14 protein-coding genes are annotated in these 17,561 nt (G+C 74.5%); 11 read left to right on the top strand and 3 right to left on the bottom strand.

Going from position 1 to position 17,561, the window contains the following annotated elements:
* Positions 1 to 172 precede the first annotated feature (172 nt).
* The 7 genes from V5O46_RS09200 to V5O46_RS09230 all read left to right on the top strand — a co-directional run bounded on the left by V5O46_RS09200 (position 173) and on the right by V5O46_RS09230 (position 7,981).
* On the top strand, positions 173 to 1,456 hold the full coding sequence (locus V5O46_RS09200; protein WP_332883985.1) for an XRE family transcriptional regulator: 1,284 nt from the start codon (positions 173 to 175) through the stop codon (positions 1,454 to 1,456).
* Complete coding sequence (locus V5O46_RS09205) at positions 1,453 to 1,992, top strand: GNAT family N-acetyltransferase (RefSeq protein WP_332883986.1); 540 nt, start codon at positions 1,453 to 1,455, stop codon at positions 1,990 to 1,992. The genes V5O46_RS09200 and V5O46_RS09205 overlap by 4 nt, the downstream gene beginning before the upstream one ends.
* A gap of 1,055 nt (positions 1,993 to 3,047) precedes the next feature.
* Positions 3,048 to 3,977 carry a sporulation protein gene (locus tag V5O46_RS09210; RefSeq protein ID WP_332883987.1) on the top strand — a complete coding sequence of 310 codons (930 nt, stop codon included), beginning with the start codon at positions 3,048 to 3,050 and terminating at the stop codon, positions 3,975 to 3,977.
* A 162-nt stretch (positions 3,978 to 4,139) separates the two neighbouring features.
* A complete protein-coding gene (locus tag V5O46_RS09215) occupies positions 4,140 to 4,514 on the top strand; it encodes an ArsR/SmtB family transcription factor (RefSeq protein WP_332883988.1) in 375 nt (124 codons plus the stop codon).
* A complete protein-coding gene (locus V5O46_RS09220) occupies positions 4,511 to 4,825 on the top strand; it encodes a hypothetical protein (protein ID WP_332883989.1) in 315 nt (104 codons plus the stop codon). The genes V5O46_RS09215 and V5O46_RS09220 overlap by 4 nt, the downstream gene beginning before the upstream one ends.
* Positions 4,826 to 5,048: 223 nt before the next feature.
* Positions 5,049 to 7,205 (top strand): MMPL family transporter, encoded by a 2,157-nt coding sequence (locus V5O46_RS09225; protein WP_332883990.1) that lies wholly within the window; start codon positions 5,049 to 5,051, stop codon positions 7,203 to 7,205.
* Between the two features lie 71 nt (positions 7,206 to 7,276).
* Entirely contained in the window at positions 7,277 to 7,981 is a 705-nt protein-coding gene (locus tag V5O46_RS09230; protein WP_332883991.1) for a dienelactone hydrolase family protein, read from the top strand.
* Positions 7,982 to 8,190: 209 nt separating this feature from the next.
* Here the strand turns inward: V5O46_RS09230 and V5O46_RS09235 are convergent, their stop codons facing one another.
* The gene (locus tag V5O46_RS09235) at positions 8,191 to 8,742 is read right to left on the bottom strand and encodes a sigma-70 family RNA polymerase sigma factor (protein WP_332884130.1); all 552 of its coding nucleotides are present in this window, start codon (positions 8,740 to 8,742) and stop codon (positions 8,191 to 8,193) included.
* Between the two features lie 303 nt (positions 8,743 to 9,045).
* On the bottom strand, positions 9,046 to 9,837 hold the full coding sequence (locus tag V5O46_RS09240) for a hypothetical protein (RefSeq protein ID WP_332883992.1): 792 nt from the start codon (positions 9,835 to 9,837) through the stop codon (positions 9,046 to 9,048).
* 275 nt (positions 9,838 to 10,112) lie between these two features.
* Between V5O46_RS09240 and V5O46_RS09245 the strand changes: the two genes are divergently transcribed.
* A complete protein-coding gene (locus V5O46_RS09245) occupies positions 10,113 to 11,231 on the top strand; it encodes an MFS transporter (RefSeq protein WP_332884131.1) in 1,119 nt (372 codons plus the stop codon).
* Positions 11,228 to 12,253: a sugar ABC transporter permease gene (locus V5O46_RS09250; RefSeq protein ID WP_332883993.1), complete on the top strand. Its 1,026-nt coding sequence runs from the start codon at positions 11,228 to 11,230 to the stop codon at positions 12,251 to 12,253. The genes V5O46_RS09245 and V5O46_RS09250 overlap by 4 nt, the downstream gene beginning before the upstream one ends.
* A 560-nt stretch (positions 12,254 to 12,813) precedes the next feature.
* Here V5O46_RS09250 and V5O46_RS09255 read toward each other — a convergent pair.
* On the bottom strand, positions 12,814 to 13,986 hold the full coding sequence (locus V5O46_RS09255; RefSeq protein WP_332883994.1) for an acyl-CoA dehydrogenase family protein: 1,173 nt from the start codon (positions 13,984 to 13,986) through the stop codon (positions 12,814 to 12,816).
* 123 nt (positions 13,987 to 14,109) lie between these two features.
* Between V5O46_RS09255 and V5O46_RS09260 the strand changes: the two genes are divergently transcribed.
* Positions 14,110 to 15,849 carry a CoA transferase gene (locus tag V5O46_RS09260; RefSeq protein ID WP_332883995.1) on the top strand — a complete coding sequence of 580 codons (1,740 nt, stop codon included), beginning with the start codon at positions 14,110 to 14,112 and terminating at the stop codon, positions 15,847 to 15,849.
* The gene (locus V5O46_RS09265) at positions 15,846 to 17,519 is read left to right on the top strand and encodes a class I adenylate-forming enzyme family protein (RefSeq protein ID WP_332883996.1); all 1,674 of its coding nucleotides are present in this window, start codon (positions 15,846 to 15,848) and stop codon (positions 17,517 to 17,519) included. Before V5O46_RS09260 ends, V5O46_RS09265 begins: the two co-directional genes overlap by 4 nt.
* Positions 17,520 to 17,561: the final 42 nt, after the last annotated feature.

Below are 17,561 nucleotides of genomic sequence, written 5' to 3' on the forward strand. Positions count from 1 at the left end.
GCCGTCAACAGCCGCCCGCACGGCGGGGCTCGGCGGGCGACCAGCACCCAGACAACTCCCTCTTCCAGCAAGCTGGTTAGGACGTTCAGGCATTCAGTCGACGGACCCGCCTAGGGCGTTTTGACCTTCCCTTTACCTGGTGGGGAGGGATCGCGCGGACTACCGTGCCCGCATGGACACCACCCGCAACACCGTTCTTGAGGCGTGGATGACCGAACACGGCTACAGCTCCAACAGCCTCGCCGAGGCCGTGAACAGGGCCATTGAACGGTTGACCGGGCGCCCTGGAGGACTCGACGGCTCGTCGGTCCGGGCATGGAAAGCGGGCCGGGTCACGTGGCCAAAGGCAGCCGCCCGCAAGGCACTTGAGGACGTCACCGGACTACCCGCCGTCGCTTTAGGGTTCGTGCCACGGGGCCGGCCTTCGTCCACCCCGGCCCCACCGCAGCAGGAGGACCCCGACATGAAGCGCCGTACCCTCGTCGGCAGCATCGCGGCAGCTGCCGCAGCAGCAGCCGCACCCGGCACCGCTTCGCCGCACCGTATCGGCATGAGCGACGTCAACCGCCTCAACAAGCGCTTCGCCGAGATCATCGCCAGCGACCACCGCCACGGCGGACAACTCGGCATCGAACAGCGGGCCGCCGCCCTCGCCGACGAGGCACTCAACCTCCAGAACGCCGGCAGCGCCACCCAGCGGGTACGCAGCAACCTCTACGCCTCCGCAGCCGCCTTCCGCTCCTCCGCGATGTGGGCCGCCATCGACGGCCGGCGCTACGACGTAGCCAAGGCGCACATGCGCGAGGCCCAGGCCCTCGCCGAGATGTCCGGCGACCAGGCGATCAAGTTCCGGATCTGGAGCCACGCGGGGACCATGTACCGCCACATGGGCCGACCGGCGGACGCGTTCGCCGCCAACGATGTCGCCCGCAATCTGCACCTCACCCGCCGTGACCCTCTGTTCGCGTCCCTCGGCCTGGCCCGCCAGGGCGCCATCCACGGCACGGCACAGGACCGCACTGGCACCCGCCGCGCGTTCGAGCAGGCGCAGGACGCCATGCTGCGCGCCGACCCCGCCGACTACCGCCCCGTGTGGATGCTCGCCTTCTACGACCAAGCCGAACTGGACTCCCTGGCCCTCTCCGCGCACTTGGCACTCGGCGACTACTCGACCGCCGAGTACCACGCCCACCGCTGCCTGTCCGCCCTCCGCCCCCACATGATCCGCTCCCGCGCAATCACCACCACCCGGCTCGCACACGCTCAGCTCGCCCAGGGCGCCCCCGACGCCGCCACAGCCACCGCGATGAAGGTCCCCGCCGAAGCCGCCACCCGGCACGCCCGGGTCACATGCATGCTGCAGGAGTTCGGTGCCGCACTACGCGCCACCGCGCCGAGCAGCTCCACCGCGCAGACCTGGACCGAACACACCGCCACCTGGAGGATGGCCGCATGACCACGGCACCCGCCATCGAACTACGCACCTTCACCACCCTCGACACCGCCCGCGGCGACCTCCTAGACGTGTACGCCGACGTGCGCGCCCCACTCCTCCACCTGCCGAACTACGCGGTCACCGCATTCGGCGAACGCCTGGACCGGCACGGCACCGAGCCAGGGTTCACAGCCGTCCTCGCATACGCCGACGGACATCCGGTCGGCTACGCCTACGGCAATACCATCGAGCACGGCGACCGCTACTGGCAGCGCACCAGCCCGACGCCGGCGGAGAGGTACACCGAGCGTCCGGCCGTGGCTCTGAAGGAGATCGGCGTCCGGCCGATTTGGCGGAAGAGCGGCACCGCCCGCCGCATCCACGATGCCCTTCTGGCCACACGCGATGAACCGTTCGTCACCCTCATGGTCAACCCGGCGGCCGGGGAGGGAAAGGTCCATGCGCTCTACAGGTCGTGGGGGTACGAGGACATCGGACAGAGCCAGCCGTCGCCGGCCTCGCCGATGCTCACAGTGATGATCCGCGACACCCGCTGACGGATATGGCGAATTCACCCGGCCACCACGATGGCGTGCGGCGACGGCGCGAGCCGTGCCCAGTAGCGGCGGATCCCCCAACTGCGATGCTCCACCCCATGGCCACCCCGCCGCCTAGCCAGCCCTCGTCCGTGCCGGTCCACGCGTGCTGCCCTGTGCTGCACAGAAACCATCCGCCCAGGCGAAGCCATGAGGCAACCTTCGCGAGCAGTGGACGCTGCTCCTGCAACGGGATGTGAATCAGGGCATAGAGGGAGACCACGGGCATCGAAGGACTCGGCGGGGAAGTCCACCGAGTTGGCATCGGCCCTGATGAAGTCGGCCCCCGGGCACCAGTTCCCGGGCTCGACGGATCTGCATCTCGCTGATGTCGACCCCGGTGTCGCGGTGTCCCGCCTGGGCCAGAGCACACACGACCGGGGACACCGCTGACGCATCCCAGGTCCAACACCCGGCTGCCGGCCTCCAGTCGGTGCCTCGGGTTCTCGATCCAGGTTCGGTACTTCGAGTCGTAGTCGTACGCCTCGTCATAGCGCACCGAGAGTGCATCACATCCGCGTCGAACCAGGTCTCTCGGATCTTCCGATCGTCACGGTCAAGGCCCCCAACGCTCCTGGTCCGGACCATGCGAGCCATTTCCTCATGGCTGCACCAGACCATGAGCATGGCCTCCCTCCGAACGAGCTGCTCTCATCTCGAGTCCGAACAGCGCGCTCGCCCAACAGGCGCCGGGCCGCCCTCAGCGCGTCCGGCTCCCCCCTTGGCGCGCGGATCCGTGAGCACCGAGAAGCCGCGGTTCGGCGGCAGCGGCCGCGTCAAGAGATGCGTGAGCGGACGCTGCAGGACACCCCGTCACTGACTGGACCGATGACCAGGACACGTGGCTCTGACCTGGAAGATGGGCGGCAGCTGAGAGGGAATCAGGCCAGTGTGCGGTTCACATCGCTGCCCGGCCCTTGCGACCTCTATTCTTCTACGTGCCTGTAGAGAACGTTTTCGCAGGTCACAGCAGACAAGGTCACAACGGAAACAGTAGACGAGGAGCGAACGCAACGATGGTGTTCAAACGGCTGCTCGGTGCGCTCGGGGTGGGCGGGCCCACGGTGGACACGGTCCTCGACCCGGGCGCCGCCCGGCCCGGCGGGGTCCTGTCGGGGCAGGTCCATCTCCGGGGCGGCGACGCCGACTTCGACATCGAGCAGATCACCCTGGAGCTGGTGGCGCGCGTCGAGGCGGAGCACGAGGGCGGGGAGAGCGAGGGGGTCGTCGTCTTCGACCGGGTGCACGTCGGCGGCGGCTTCCGGCTCGGCCCGGGTGAGGAGCGCAGCGTGCCGTTCGGGCTGCCGCTGCCCTGGGAGACGCCGGTCACCGAACTGCACGGGCAGCCGCTGGGCATCGGGCTCGGGGTGCGCACCGAACTGGCGGTGGCCGGCGCACGGGACAAGGGCGACCTGGACCCGCTGGCCGTGGCTCCGCTGCCCGCCCAGGAGGCGGTCCTGGAGGCCCTGGGGCAGCTCGGGTTCGGCTTCCGGTCCGCCGACCTGGAGTACGGCCGGATCGGGGGGACCGGGCAGCGGCTGCCCTTCTACCAGGAGATCGAGCTGACGCCTGCCCCGCAGTACGCGGACCGGCTCCGGCAGCTCGAGGTCACCTTCCTGGCCGCGCCGGACGGCATGGACGTGGTGCTGGAGGCCGACCGGCGCGGTGGCCTGCTCTCCTCCGGCCATGACGCGCTGACCCTCTTCACCGTCGGCCTGGACGAGGTGCGGGACTGGACCGCCGAGGTCGACGGCTGGGTGCGGCAGCTCGCCGAGCGCGGCACGGCCCACGGCCACGGCGCGCACCACCACTCGGGTCCCGGCATGGGCACCGCCGTCGCCGCGGGCGCCGCCGGACTCGCCGCGGGAGTGGTCGGCGGCATGGTCGCGGCCGAGGTCGTCGATGAGATCGGCGACTTCTTCGAGGGCGACGAGGAGGAGGGCTGACCGATCCGCGCCTCAGGGTCGACCCTGAGGCGCCCCCCATGTCCTCCCCCACGCATCCCCGACCTCTCCCGGATCTCACCCCCAGATGTGTCAGGAATCTTTGACAGGTGTCCGCGGCGACTGTCAGCCTTTTCTGACAGGTACGACGGAAAGGGGCCGCTGATGCCCGAGGTCCCGGCTGCGGCACCGACGGGCGACGAGTTGCTCAAGGTGTTCTCCGCGCTCGGCAATCCGCATCGCATGCGGATCGTCGCGGCGCTCCTGGAGAGCCGGAACTACGTCAGCGCGCTGGCCCGCGAGATCGGCATCGGCCGGCCGCTGCTGCACATGCATCTCCAGCGTCTGGAGGCGGCCGGACTGGTCGTCGGCACACTCGAGGTCGGGGAGGACGGCAAGGCGATGAAGTACTACGAAGTCGCCCCGTTCTGCTACGAGCTGACGCCCCGCGTCATCGCCCGCGCCGCCGCGACGGTCACCGGAACCGGCGACCGCGACGCGGATCGGGCCGACCGCACCGCGAAAGAGGAAGCGAAGTGAATGGGGAACTGGTGACGCTCGCCGCCGGGGAGGAAGAGCTGGGGATCCTGGTCGGCGCCGTCGGCGCGGCCGGGTTCTTCGCCCTGCTGATCGTGATCGTCTGGCAGGTCGCCGCCACCTGGCGGGCCCGCATGCTGGCGGCGCGCGAGGAGCAGTACAAGGAACTCGCCGCGCGGTACGCGCAGCTCCTGGAGGACACCGTGGAGCTGCAGCGGCGCACGGCCGAGGAGCAGCGGCAGACGCTCGACGAACTGACGCAGACCCGGCTGGCGGTGGGCTCGATGGAGAAGATGATGCGCGAGATCGAGTAGGGCCGGCGGACAGCCCCGTGCGCCGGCGTCGCGGGCCGGCGTCACCCGTGTACGGCCGGGAGCGGCAACTCCCGGCCGTACCGAGGCGGAACACGCCCGGACACACATCCACACACCCGTAACACCACGGCAGGTCGTCACACCTGGTGCGCCGTGGTGCGGGCCCCGTGCGCCCCGAGCCGGTCACCGACCGGCCGCGCGCTCCCTATGAAGGAGAGTACTCATGCGTGCGCTGCTGCAGCATGTGACCCGTGCGCCCGCCGGTCGCCGCGGCAAGTGGCTGATCCTCGCGGCCTGGCTGATCCTGGCCGTCGCGCTCGGCCCGCTGGCCGGAAAACTGGGCGAGGTCGAGGACACGAGCCCGAACGCGTTTCTTCCGCGCGGTGCCGAGTCCGCCCGTGTCAACACGGAACTGGAGAGGTTCCGCACCGACACCGTCATGCCCGCGGTGGTGATCTACACGGGCGACGGCGCCGAGCGGAAGGCCGCCGCCGACCGGGAGGCCTTCGCCCGGTACGTGCCCGCGGGCGAGCAGGTCCCGCCGCCGATCCCGTCCGAGGACGGCGAGGCCCTGATGACGGTGGTCCCGCTGGACAGCGAGGACGACATCACCGGGACGATCGAACAGCTGCGGGAGATCGCGGACGCCCATGCCCCGCCCGGCGTGGACGCCGAGATCGGCGGCCCCGCAGGGTCCCTCACCGACTCGGTGGCCGTCTTCGACGACCTCGACACCACCCTGATGCTCGCCACCGGCCTGGTCGTGGCGGTCCTGCTGCTGATCACCTACCGCAGCCCCGTGCTGTGGCTGCTGCCGCTGCTGTCCGTGGGCTTCGCCGCGATCCTCACCCAGGTCAGCACGTATCTGCTGGCCCGGCACGCGGGGCTGCCGGTCGACCCGCAGAGCGCGGGCGTGCTGATGGTGCTCGTCTTCGGCGTCGGCACCGACTACGCCCTGCTGCTCATCGCCCGCTACCGAGAGGAGCTGCACCGCCACGCCGACCGGCACACGGCGATGCGGATCGCGCTCGCCCGCTCCGGCCCGGCGATCCTCGCCTCGGCCGGCACCATCGCCCTGGGCCTGGCCTGTCTGGCCCTCGCCGACGTCAACTCCTCGCGCTCGCTGGGGCTGGTGGGGGCCGTCGGTGTCGTCTGCGGCTTCCTCGCCATGGTCACCGTGCTGCCTGCGCTGCTCGTCGTCGCCGGCCGCTGGGTGTTCTGGCCGTTCGTGCCGGAACACGGTACGCCTGCCCGCAGGGCGCACACGGTCTGGTCCCGCATCGGGATCGCCGTGGCCCGGCGCCCGCGCTGGTCGTGGATGATGTCCGTCGCCGCGACCGGGGTCCTCGCGCTGAGCGCGACCGGGATCGGCATGGGCCTGACGCAGGCCGAGATGTTCCAGGACGAACCGGAGTCCGTGGTGGCGCAGGAGCGGATCTCCGCCCACTACCCGTCGGGCGCCTCCGACCCCGCGACGATCGTCGCCCCCGGCGGCCGGGTCGCCGAGGTCCGGGACGCCGCGTCCGCCGTGGACGGCGTCGCCCGGGTGGAGCCCGGCGGCGACCGCACCCCGGACGGAACACTCGCCGCCCTGTCCGTGGTGCTGGACGACGCCCCGGACAGCAGGGCCGCCAAGGACGCGGTGGACGGCCTGCGCGAAGCCGTGAACCCGATGGACGCCCTGGTCGGCGGCACCACCGCGGAGGCGCTGGACACCCAGCGCGCGGCCGACCGCGATCTGCGGACCGTCATCCCGGTCGTCCTGCTGGTGGTCCTCGGCGTCCTGGTCCGGCTGCTGCGCGCGCTGGTCGCACCGGTTCTCCTGCTGGCCACCGTGGTGCTGTCGTACGCCGCCGCGCTGGGGGCCTCCAACCTGGTCTTCGAGCAGGTACTGGGTCATGCGGGCGTCGACTGGTCGATCCCGCTGATGGGCTTCGTGTTCCTGGTCGCCCTGGGCATCGACTACAACATCTTCCTGATGCACCGGGTGAAGGAGGAGGCGGCCCGCATCGGCCACACCCGCGGTGTACTGGAGGGCCTGACCAGTACCGGCGGTGTCATCACCTCCGCGGGCGTCGTGCTCGCCGCCACCTTCGCCGTGTTCGCGGGGCTGCCGCTGGTGACGCTGGCCCAGCTTGGCGTGCTCGTCGGCATCGGCGTCCTGCTGGACACCTTCCTCGTCCGTACGGTGCTGGTGCCCGCGCTCGCTCTGGACCTGGGCCGCCGCTTCTGGTGGCCGGGCCGGCTCTCCCGCCGCACCGACGCCGACCCGGGCGGCCTGGACGACCGGGACGGGCGGGGCGACCGCGGCGACGGCGACGCGGGCCACGGCGCGCCCGCACCCCCGGCCACGCCCGGCCGGGCACCCGAACCGGCCTGAGCCGCGGGTGTGAGGGCGCCCGGCCGGGTACCCGGGCAGCCCAGCACACGGCCACCGGGAGATGAGGACGCATGGTCTCCGCGACGGTGACAGTGGCATCCCCCTCGGGCCAGGCACGGCTCTCCGCGGATCTGGTGATCCCGGCCGGGCCCCGGGGGGCGGTACTGTTCGCGCACGGCAGCGGCAGCTCGCGGCTGAGCCCGCGCAACCGCGCGGTCGCCGCCGAGCTGCAGCGGGCCGGATTCGCCACGCTGCTGCTGGATCTGCTGACGGAGGCGGAGGCGCGCGAGGACGAGGTGACGGGTTGGCTCCGTTTCGACATCGGCATGCTGGCCGGGCGGCTGGCGGACGCCGTCGACTGGCTGACGCGGCGCCCGGACACCGCGGACCTTCCGGTGGGCCTGTTCGGGGCGAGCACGGGCGCGGCGGCCGCCCTGATCACGGCCGGCGAGCGCCCCGCGCGGGTCTCGGCGGTGGTGTCCCGGGGCGGCCGGCCGGACCTGGCCGGCGATGCGCTCACCCGGGTCCGGGCCCCGGTCCTGCTGATCGTCGGCGGTCATGACGAGACGGTGCTCGACCTGAACCGCCGGGCCGCCGAGCAGCTTCCCGGGCCGCACGAGCTCCATGTGGTGCCCGGCGCGACCCATCTCTTCCCCGAGCCCGGCGCACTGGAGCAGGTGTCCGAGGCCGCCGCCGACTGGTTCCGACGCCACACGGACCGCGGGACGCCACGCTACGGCGATCTGGGACGGGCGGAAGAGGGCCCCTACGCCTGACACCGTGCGCCGGCCGGGGCCGATCGGCGTCGGAGCGGGGCGGTCGGGCCCTGCCGGGACGATCGGCGTCCTCCCAAGACGATCGACGTCCTGGGCGACAGGGCCGGCCGAGGCGCTCGGCGGTCGCCCGGCGCCCGCCGAGGACGAACCGGGTACCGCGCCCGTGCTGCCGCCCGGGCGACGGGCCGGGCGGGCAGCGGCGGTGTTCGTCAGGCGGCCGGCGACGCGTCCTCGGCCTCGGCCTCGTCCAGCCACTGGATCAGCGAGGTGCGGGCGCGCGAGACACGCGAACGCACCGTGCCGACGGGGCAGTCGCTGACCGCCGCCGCCTCCGCGTAGGGCAGCCCCAGCAGCTGGGTGAGGACGAAGGCCTCCCGCCGGTCTGCAGGGAGCGTGTCGAGCAGCTCGGCGAGGGCGATGCCGTCGTCGAAGCCGGGCACGTCGCGCGGCTGGCTGCGTTCGGCCGCAGCCTCCCAGTCCTCCGTGTCCGACAGCCGCGGGCGGCAGGAGCTGTAGCGGATGCTGTCGATCACGGCGCGCCGGGCGATCGCGAGCAGCCAGGTGCGGGCCGAGGAGCGGCCCTCGAACCGGTGCAGGCTGCCGAGGGCCCGCAGGAAGGTGTCCTGGGCCAGATCGTCGGCGCTCTGCGGGTCCGCGCCGAGGAACGTCACGTAGTGACGGACGTCGCGGTGCAGCGCGCGGACGAAGGCCTCGCCCGCCTCGGTGTCGCCGCCACGCGCGGCGAGCGCCAGGGCGGTGATCGATTCCTCTCTCGCCCGGGTGCGTTCCGTCGACCGGGCGCGTGCCTTCGGCTGATTGCGTTCTCTTGGCTCTGTGCGTTCGGGCAGCAGGGCAGCAGTGGTCACCTGGGTCTGTCCTTCTCGGGGATCCGGGACCGGCGAGCCACCGTGCCGGCGCAGGCGGGGCCGACGGGCGGCGCTGCGAGCGCGGCACGGGAGGTGCCGGTGTGGGGTGACGGCCGGGCACGGAGGGGCCTCGGCCGGTGCCCGGGGCGGGACTCGGCGGCTCGTGGGCCGGCCGGTGCCCCGGGGAACCAGCTGTCGTCAGACGACAGCGACCCCGGTGGGCGGACCCCGAGAAGTGATGGCATGGGTGAGCAGCAGCCGGCGCAGTGCGACGCAGGAGTCGGGTCGGCCGGTCCACGGACGCGGACGGTGGGGTGCGGCGGGCTGCCGCAGCAGCGGACGCAGCGGTGCGAAGAGCCAGCCGGCCAGCGCGCGCAGGATCCGGAACGCGGCGCGCTCGCCGTACGCGAGCCACAGGCCGCACAGCAGCGCGGCGAGCAGGTGCGCGGCGAGCATGCCGGCCGGGGACATGCCGCCCATGCCGTGGTCCATGTGCGCCATGGTGCCGATGCCGTCGAGGTGGCCCACGGAGGACCCGGACGGCGCGGCGTGCGCGGCGTGCAGGGAGTGCATCGCGTGCGCGGAGTGCCCGGCGGCCGTGGCGCCGTGGTCCATGACGTGCCCGGCCCCCGCCCCGGTGCCGTGCGCGCCGCCCGCTCCCGCGGGCGGCAGGCACAGCAGATGCTCCAGCCAGCGCCGGCCGAGGGAGCCCCCGCTGCGCGCCCCGGGTCCGGTCACCGCCTGGGCGAGCGAGAACGCGGAGTGGAGTGCGGCCTGGGCGCCCACCGTGGCGGAGCCGACGAGCAGCAGGCCCCGTTCCCGTCCGGCGAGCCGCCAGGCCACACCGCCCGTGGCGGCCGCTCCGGCGGCCAACGCCCACCAGGGCACCGAGGTCCCCGACATCATGGCGTGCCCCATGGCGGCGAGCAGCACACAGACGGCCGCGAACACCGCGGCCCGTACCGTGCGAGAACACCACCCAGCAGTCATGGCTGCCTCATCCTCGCATCCGGGTCTCACGGGTCACGGGAGGGTACGGACATTGTCCCGGCGCCCGACTCAATCCAACTCACGTGATACGCATCACATTTGATGCACGGGAACCGGGAGTGCGCCCTCTCCGACTTCTGGGCAGGCTCCGGGTCGTGTCGGGGCACGATGGAGGAGGGGAACGGGTGGCGGCGGAGCAGAGCGAGGTCCGTGACGTGCGGGAGCCGACCGCGAGGCCGGCGACCGGGGGCACGACCGCACTCCTGACCTGTGCGATGGCCTTCTCGATGCTGCAACTGTTCCTGCTCGGCGCGCTGGGGCCGCGGATCGTGGACGATCTGGACGTCTCGCCGACGGTGCTGGGCCTGACCACGACCGTCGGCTTCGGCGCGGCGGCGCTGCTGTCCCCGGTCGGTGGGCGGGTGGTGGACCGGATCGGGCCGCGCCGTTGTCTGGTGGTGCTGCTCCTGCTGTCGGCGGCGGCACTGGTGGCGATCGGCTGGGCGCCGGGTACGGGGTTCCTGCTGGCGGCGGTGGCGCTGGGCGGGCTCCCGCAGGCACTGGCCAACCCGGCGACCAACAAGGCGATCCTGTCGGCCGTGCCCGCCGAGCGGCGGGGCGCGGTGACCGGCATGAAGCAGTCGGGGGTGCAGCTCGGGGCGTTCGCCGCGGGGCTGCCGCTGGCCGCGCTGGCAGCCGTCACGGGGTGGCGGGGCGCGGTGTGGACGGCGTCCGCGGCGGCCGTGGCGGCGGCCGTGTGGGCGGCGCGCGTCCTGCCCGCCGACCCGCCGCCGAAGTCCGTACCGGCCGCCTGGGTTCCGCGCGGCACCATCGCGTGGCTCGCGGCGTTCTCGCTGCTGCTGGGCTGCGGCATCGCCTCGGTGAACACCTATCTGACGCTGTACGGGGTCCGGGAGCTCGGTTTCGGACCGACGGCGGCCGGGGCCCTGGTGGCGGTGCTGGGCGTGGCCGGGATCGCGGGCCGGGTGGGCTGGTCCAAGCTGGCGGGACGGCCGGGGCTCGCCGGGTGGCTGCCGGGTGGTCTGGCCGCCGGCTCGGTGTGTGCGGCGCTGCTGCTCGCGGCGTCGGCGTACGCGGGTGCGCTGGCGTGGCCGGCCGCGGTGGCGGTGGGGGTCTTCGCGGTGGCCGCGAACGCGGTCTCGATGGTGCTGGTGATGCAGCGCGCGGCGCCGGGCCGCGCGGGCCAGGACTCGGCGCTGGTCTCGGCAGGCTTCTTCGCCGGTTTCGCGGTCGGCCCACCGCTGTTCGGGCTGCTGGCGGCGGCCGGGCGGTACGGGACCGGGTGGCTGCTGGTCGCGGCCGAGTTCGCGGGCGCGGCGGCGGTGGCGCTGGTGTGGGCGGTACGGGAGCGTCGTGCGGCGGCAGGGGCATGAGCAGTACGGACGTGAGCGGTACGGCGAGGAACGGAGCGGCGGGGGTGGCGCCGGCGTGGGCGGGCCCGGCGCTGGAGTCCCTCCTCGACCGGGTCGCGGTCACCCGGACCGAGGCCGGTGACCGGTTTCCGCTGTACGCCGATCCCGGGTCCGGCCGGTGGACGACGACCGGCCGGGGTTCGTGGACCGGCGGCTTCTGGGCCGGGCTGCTCTGGCTGCGCTACCGGCACACCCGGAACGCGGCCGACCGTGCGGCGGCACTGCGGTGCACGGAGCGGCTCGCGCCGTGGGCCGGCGCCGACACCGCCACGCGCGGGCTGATCCTCTGGTACGGCACGGCGCTGGCCGAGGGTTCGGCGGCGACCGACCTGCGCGACCGGGCGGCCCGGGCCTGCCGGGAGGCGTACGACCCCGCGCTCGGCCTGGTGCCGTGGGGTGCGGCGTTCGGCGGCCCACGGCTGCTGGCCCGCGCGGACGGCGTACCGGGCATGGTGCCTCTGCTGGCGGCGTCGGCTCCCCGGGCCGCCGAGTCCCACCTCCGCCGCCACCTGGAACTGCGGGCGCGCGTGGGCGGCTGGTGCTGGCGCCACGAGCCGCCCACGGGCTGGACCCGCTGCGACGACCCGCCCCCGGGCTGGAGCCGGGGCCGGGCCTGGCTGCTGCTGGCGCTCGCGGACGCGGCGCACCGCCTCGACGCCGCGGACCTCGCGCCCGAGGCGGAGCATCTGCGCGAGGCCCCGCGGGTCCCCCCGGCGGACGAATCCCGCCCGGAGGGCCCACGGGACACCTCCGCCGCCGCGATCACAGCCCTGGCGTTGCTCGGCCTCGGCCACCGCGACCAGGCCGAGACCCTCCTGGAGGAGTTGACCCGCACCCACCTCACCACCGACGGCCGCCTCCTGGACGGCTGTTACGACCTGGCCGCCGGCACCGCGCCCCGGCACGAGCTGATCTGGGGCGACTTCTTCCTGGCGTACGCCCTGGCGACGCTGACGGGTCTGGTCGGCCTCCACGAGGCGTAGCGAACCGGCCCCGCCCCACGGCGGTCGAGGCGACCGGCGTTCTCGTGCGCGTACTGGTCCTCCGGCCCGAGCTCCCGAACCGTCCGACGAGCCTCGTCCGCCCGCCCCGTCCCGCCCGGCAGCCGGACGAGGGCGTACCGGGCACCGCGGTCCCCGTTCGGCGCGATCGCGCAGCTCCGCTGCCGTCCCCCGTTCGCGCAGCGCGGAGTCGAGCCGACGGCGTGCGTGGACATCCGTGCGGACACGGCCGGCCGGCTCCGCGAGCCGTCCGGCACCGACGAGCAGATCCCTGTGCCACAGGTGGTCATGGTGCCTCAGGTGGTCGTCGTGCCGCTGGAGACCGGCGGAGACGCACGCGGCGCGGGCACTGACCACGGCGACGGCCGCGTCCCGCTCCCGCGCCGCTACGCGGCCTCGGCCTGCTCGAACCACCTCACCGGACGAGTACCGCCCGGTGCCGCCGCGGGCGATCTCGCGGGGTGTCCCCGCCGCGGGATCACCGCCCGTCCGAACCGTGTCCCGAACGGGTGGGGGTGGGACGGGACAGGCCGGGGCGGCTGCTACGGCATGCGCAGGGCGCGGCGCGCGACCGAGGCGATGTGGAGCTCGTCGGGGCCGTCGAGGATCCGGGCGGCCCGGCCGGTGCGGAACAGCGCGGGCAGTGGGGTGTCGGGGCCGAGCCCCTCCGCGCCGTGCACCTGGATGGCGGCGTCGGCGACCTGCTGCAGGGTGCGGGCGGCGGCCACCTTGGCCAGGCCCACCTCCACCCGGGCGTCCAGGCCCGCGTCCAGCCGGGCCACGGCCTCGTACACCAGCGGGCGGGTGGTGCGCAGGGCGAGCAGTGACTCGAAGACGTGGCGCTGGATCAGCTGGAGGTCGCCGAGCGGGCCGCGGGAGCCGGTGCGGGTGGCCGCCCGCTCCCGCATCAGGTCGAACGCGCGCCGGGCCTGACCCAGCCAGCGCAGACAGCGCAGGGTGCGGCCGAGCTGCAGCCGTTCGCCCGCGACGGCCAGTGCCTCGCCGCGCTCGCCGACGAGGTGGGCGGCGTCGACGGCTACGTCGTCGAGCGCTATCTCCCACTGTCCGCCCGCGCCGAGCACCGGCAGCTCGCGGACCACCCGGAAGCCCGGCGTCCGGGCGGGCACCAGCAGCAGCGACAGCCCCTCGCGGTCCGGTGCCTCGCCGTCGGTGCGGGCGAGCACCGTGACCAGGTCGGCGTCCGCCGCCGCGCTGGTGAACCACTTGCGCCCGCTCACCCGCCAGCCCCCGCCGTCCCGCGGTACCGCGCGGGTGGCGGTCAGGAAGGGGTCGGTACCGGGCACTCCGGGTTCGGTCATCGCGTAGCAGGCACGCAGGTCGCCGGCGGCCAGGCGGGCGGGGTAGCGGTCGCGGACGGCGGGGGTGCCGTGCCGCCACAGCATCAGCGCGTCCAGCAGCGGCGCCGAGCCGAGGGCGGCCGGCCCGTGGTCACTGGCGCCCTCGGCCTCGGCCACATGGGCGTACGACGCCAGCGGAAGGTCCTGGCCGCCCAGTTCGGCGGGGAGCGGCAGCGCCCACAGCCCCTCGGCCCTGGCCTCCCGCTGCAGGGAGCGCAGCAGCGTCGCGGCCTCGGGCCCGCCGGCGTCCAGCACCGGCTCGCCCGGCATCACCCTCTCCCGCACGAACGCCGCGACGCGGTCTCTCAACTCCGTGACGGCGGGCGGGCACACGGGGGCGCCGGTGATCTCCGTCAACTCTTTTCCCCACTTCTCCCGGCGGTGGCGGGAACCCGGGCCGTCGGCCGTCCGACTCCCTCTTCCGTGGAACTGGTCGGGGGCGACCGCCCCCGGGTTCCCGCGCGTGAGGAAAGGAGAGGCATGGCAACTCCAGCCGCACCGGCCGTCGCGCGGACGGCCGGTCCCCTCGACGGACTCCGGGTGGAGCACACCGGACCGCCGGGGCCGGGAGAGGGACTGGTCGCGGAGCATCTGAGACTGCTCGGTGCCGCACCGGGCCGCGGGACGGGCGGCCGGACGACCGTCACCGGTGGCGGCCCCGGCAGCGTCACGGTCCGTACCGGGTGGGGCCCGGACGCCTCCGACGAGGCCACCGCGCAGGCGGTCACCGGCATCATGGCGGTGCACGGCCGGCGCGACGGCGCCCCGCGCGGCCTCGCCGTGGACCACGCCGCCACCGCCACCGGCGTCCTTGCCGTGCAGGGCCTGCTGGCGGCGCTGCTGGCGCGGGCCCGCGGGAACGGGCGCGCCGCCGATGTCGACGTGGACGCGGAACGGGCCGGTCTGCTGACGGTCTCCCAGTACCTGGCCGCCGTCGGCGCCGAGGAGGGCGAGGCGGCCGAACTCGCCCCGGGCGGGCCGCCGTTCACCTCGTCGGACGGGACCCTGTTCGAGCTGGAGACGCTCGACCCCGGGATGTGGGCGGCGTTCTGGCGGGCGCTGGACGCCCCTGAGGAATCGATTCGCCGGGGGTGGCGCCCCTTCCAGTTCCGCTACGCCACCGCCTGCGCCCCCTTCCCGCAGGCCCTGCACACGGCGGCGCGGGCGTGTTCCTGGGAGCAGGTCCGCCGGGCCGCCCACTCCTCGGGTGCGGACGTGTGCCCCCTGGTCTCGCTGGCCGGCCGGGCCGCCGAGCACGACGGCGCCGCCCCCTGGGCGCTGACCCCGCACGACGCCTCGTACACCCCCGCGCGGACGGCGGGCGAGCTGCCGCTGGCCGGGTTCACCGTGCTGGAGGCCGGCCGCCGGATCCAGGCGCCGCTCGCCGCCCGTCTCCTCGGGCTGCTCGGCGCCGAGGTGATCCGGATCGAGCCGCCGGGCGGCGATCCGCTGCGCGGGATGCCGCCCGCCTGCTCGGGGGTGTCGGCCCGCTGGCTGGCGCTGAACCGGGACAAGAAGGCCGTCGAGGTGGACATCAAGTCCCCGGGCGACCGGGAGCGGTTGCGGGAGCTGGCCGCCGACGCCGACGTGTTCCTGCACAACTGGGCGCCGGGCAAGGCGGCGCAGCTCGGCCTGGACCACGAGCAGCTGGCCGCGGCCAACCCCGCACTGGTGTACGCGTACACCAGCGGCTGGGCGGACCGGCTGCCGGACGCCCCCATGGGCACCGACTTCATGGTGCAGGCCCGCACCGGGGTGGGCGAGGCGGCGCGGCCCGCCGACGAGCCGCCGGCGCCGTCCCTGATGACCCTCCTGGACGTGCTCGGCGGGCTGCTCGGCACCGAGGCGGTCCTCGCCGGACTGCTGCTGCGCGAGCGCACCGGCCACGGCGTACGCGTCGACTCCTCGCTGCTCGGCGCCGCCGACGTGCTCACCGCGCCCGCCCGCTCCCGGGCCGCGCAGGGCCTCAGCCCTCGGCACCCGGCCGGATTCCGGCGACCGCTGCGCACCGCCGACGGCTGGATCGCCCTCGCCGACCACTGCTCGCTCGCGTACGACGTCCGCGACCGGACCACCGCGGAGGCCCTGCGCGGGCTGCGCGACCGCGGCCTGACCGCCGTCCCCGTCGTCACCGACCTCGCCGACCTGCTGTCGACCGGCCCGATCGGCCGCGACGCGCACGGCGCCCCCGTCGTTCCGAACCCCTGGAGCTTCGCATGACCGTGGCCCTCAACGACCTGCTGCCCGCCGAGCTGCGCCGCGCCTGGGCGGTCGACGGCACCTGCCCCGACCTCGACCTGTACAGCCTCTACCGGGCTCGGCAGATCGCCGACCCGCACCGCACCGCGGTCGTCGACGCCAAGGGGAAGCTCTGCTACACCGCCCTGGACCGCAAGGTGCGATGTCTGGCCGCCGGGCTGTCCGGGCTCGGCATACGCGCGGGCGACGTGGTCGGCACCCAGCTGCCCAACGGCCGCGACGCCGTCATCGCCGATCTCGCGCTGGCCGCCCTCGGCGCGGTCGCGCTGCCCTTCCCGGTCGGCCGCGGCCGGGCCGAGGCGGCGTCGCTGCTGCGCCGGGCGGAGGCGGTGGCCGTCGTCGCCGCCACCGAGCACCGGGGCCACCGGCACGCCGCCGACCTGCTGGAACTCGCCGCCGAACTGCCCGCGCTGCGCACCGTGGTCGCCGCCGGGCCGGGCCCGGCGCCCGAGGGCACCGTCGCCCTGAGCGCCCTGCTGCGCACCGGCCCCGCGGCCTTCGTCCCGGCCCGCCCCGACCCCGACTCCGCCGCCCGGATACTCGTCTCCTCCGGCTCCGAGGCCGAGCCGAAGATGGTGGCGTACTCGCACAACGCACTGGCCGGCGGGCGCGGCAACTTCCTCGCCTCGCTGATGCCCGACGGGCAGCCGCCGCGGTGCCTGTTCCTGGTGCCGCTCGCCTCCGCGTTCGGCAGCAACGGCACCGCCGTGACGCTCGCCCGGCACGGCGGCACTCTCGTGGTGCTGGACCACTTCACGCCGGAGGCCGCCCTGGACGCGCTCGCCGCGCACGAGCCCACCCATGTGCTGGGCGTGCCGACCATGGTGCGGATGCTGCTGGACCGGTGGGCGGAGGGCCACCGGCCCCGGTTCGCTCCCCCGCGGGCGGTGGTCGTCGGCGGATCGCCGCTGGACGAGGCCACGGCCGCGGAGGCCCGGCGGGTGTTCGGCTGTCCGGTGGTGAACCTCTACGGCTCAGCCGACGGCGTCAACTGCCACACCGGGCTGTCCGACGAGCCGCTGCGCGGCGACGGCCCCGGCATCCCGGCCGGCCACCCGGACCCGCGCGTCGCCGACATCCGGATCGCCGAAACGGGCGCCCCCGAGCTGCGGGAGGCGCCGCGCGGCCGGGTCGGCGAGATCGTCGCCCGCGGGCCGATGACCCCGCTGTGCTACGTCGCCGCCCCCGACCTCGACGCCCGCTACCGCACCGCCGACGGCTGGGTGCGCACCGGCGATCTCGGCGTCATCGGCGAGGACGGCACGCTGCGCATCGTGGGCCGGCTCAAGGACGTGGTGATCCGCGGCGGGGCCAACATCAGCCCGGCCGAGGTGGAGATCGAGCTGGCCGCGCATCCGCTGGTGCGGGACGTGGTGTGCGTCGGGGTGCCGGACGCGCTGATGGGCGAGCGGCTCGCCGCCTGTGTGGTGCCGCGGGGTACCGCGGCTCCGGCGCTTCGGGAGCTGTGCGCCCATCTGGAGGCGCGCGGCCTGGAGCGGCGCAAGCATCCGGAACGGCTGCTGGTGGTCGCGGAGTTCCCGCTGACCCCGGCGGGCAAGCCGGACCGGGCGCTGCTGCGGGAGCGGTGCGCCGCGGCGCCGGCGCCGGATCCGCTGGCGCAGGCCGTGTGAGGCGGCGGGTGGGTGCGGCCCGGAGCCGCACCCACCGGTACG

It is taken from the genome of Streptomyces poriticola (genome assembly GCF_036689765.1).
Taxonomy (GTDB): domain Bacteria; phylum Actinomycetota; class Actinomycetes; order Streptomycetales; family Streptomycetaceae; genus Streptomyces; species Streptomyces poriticola.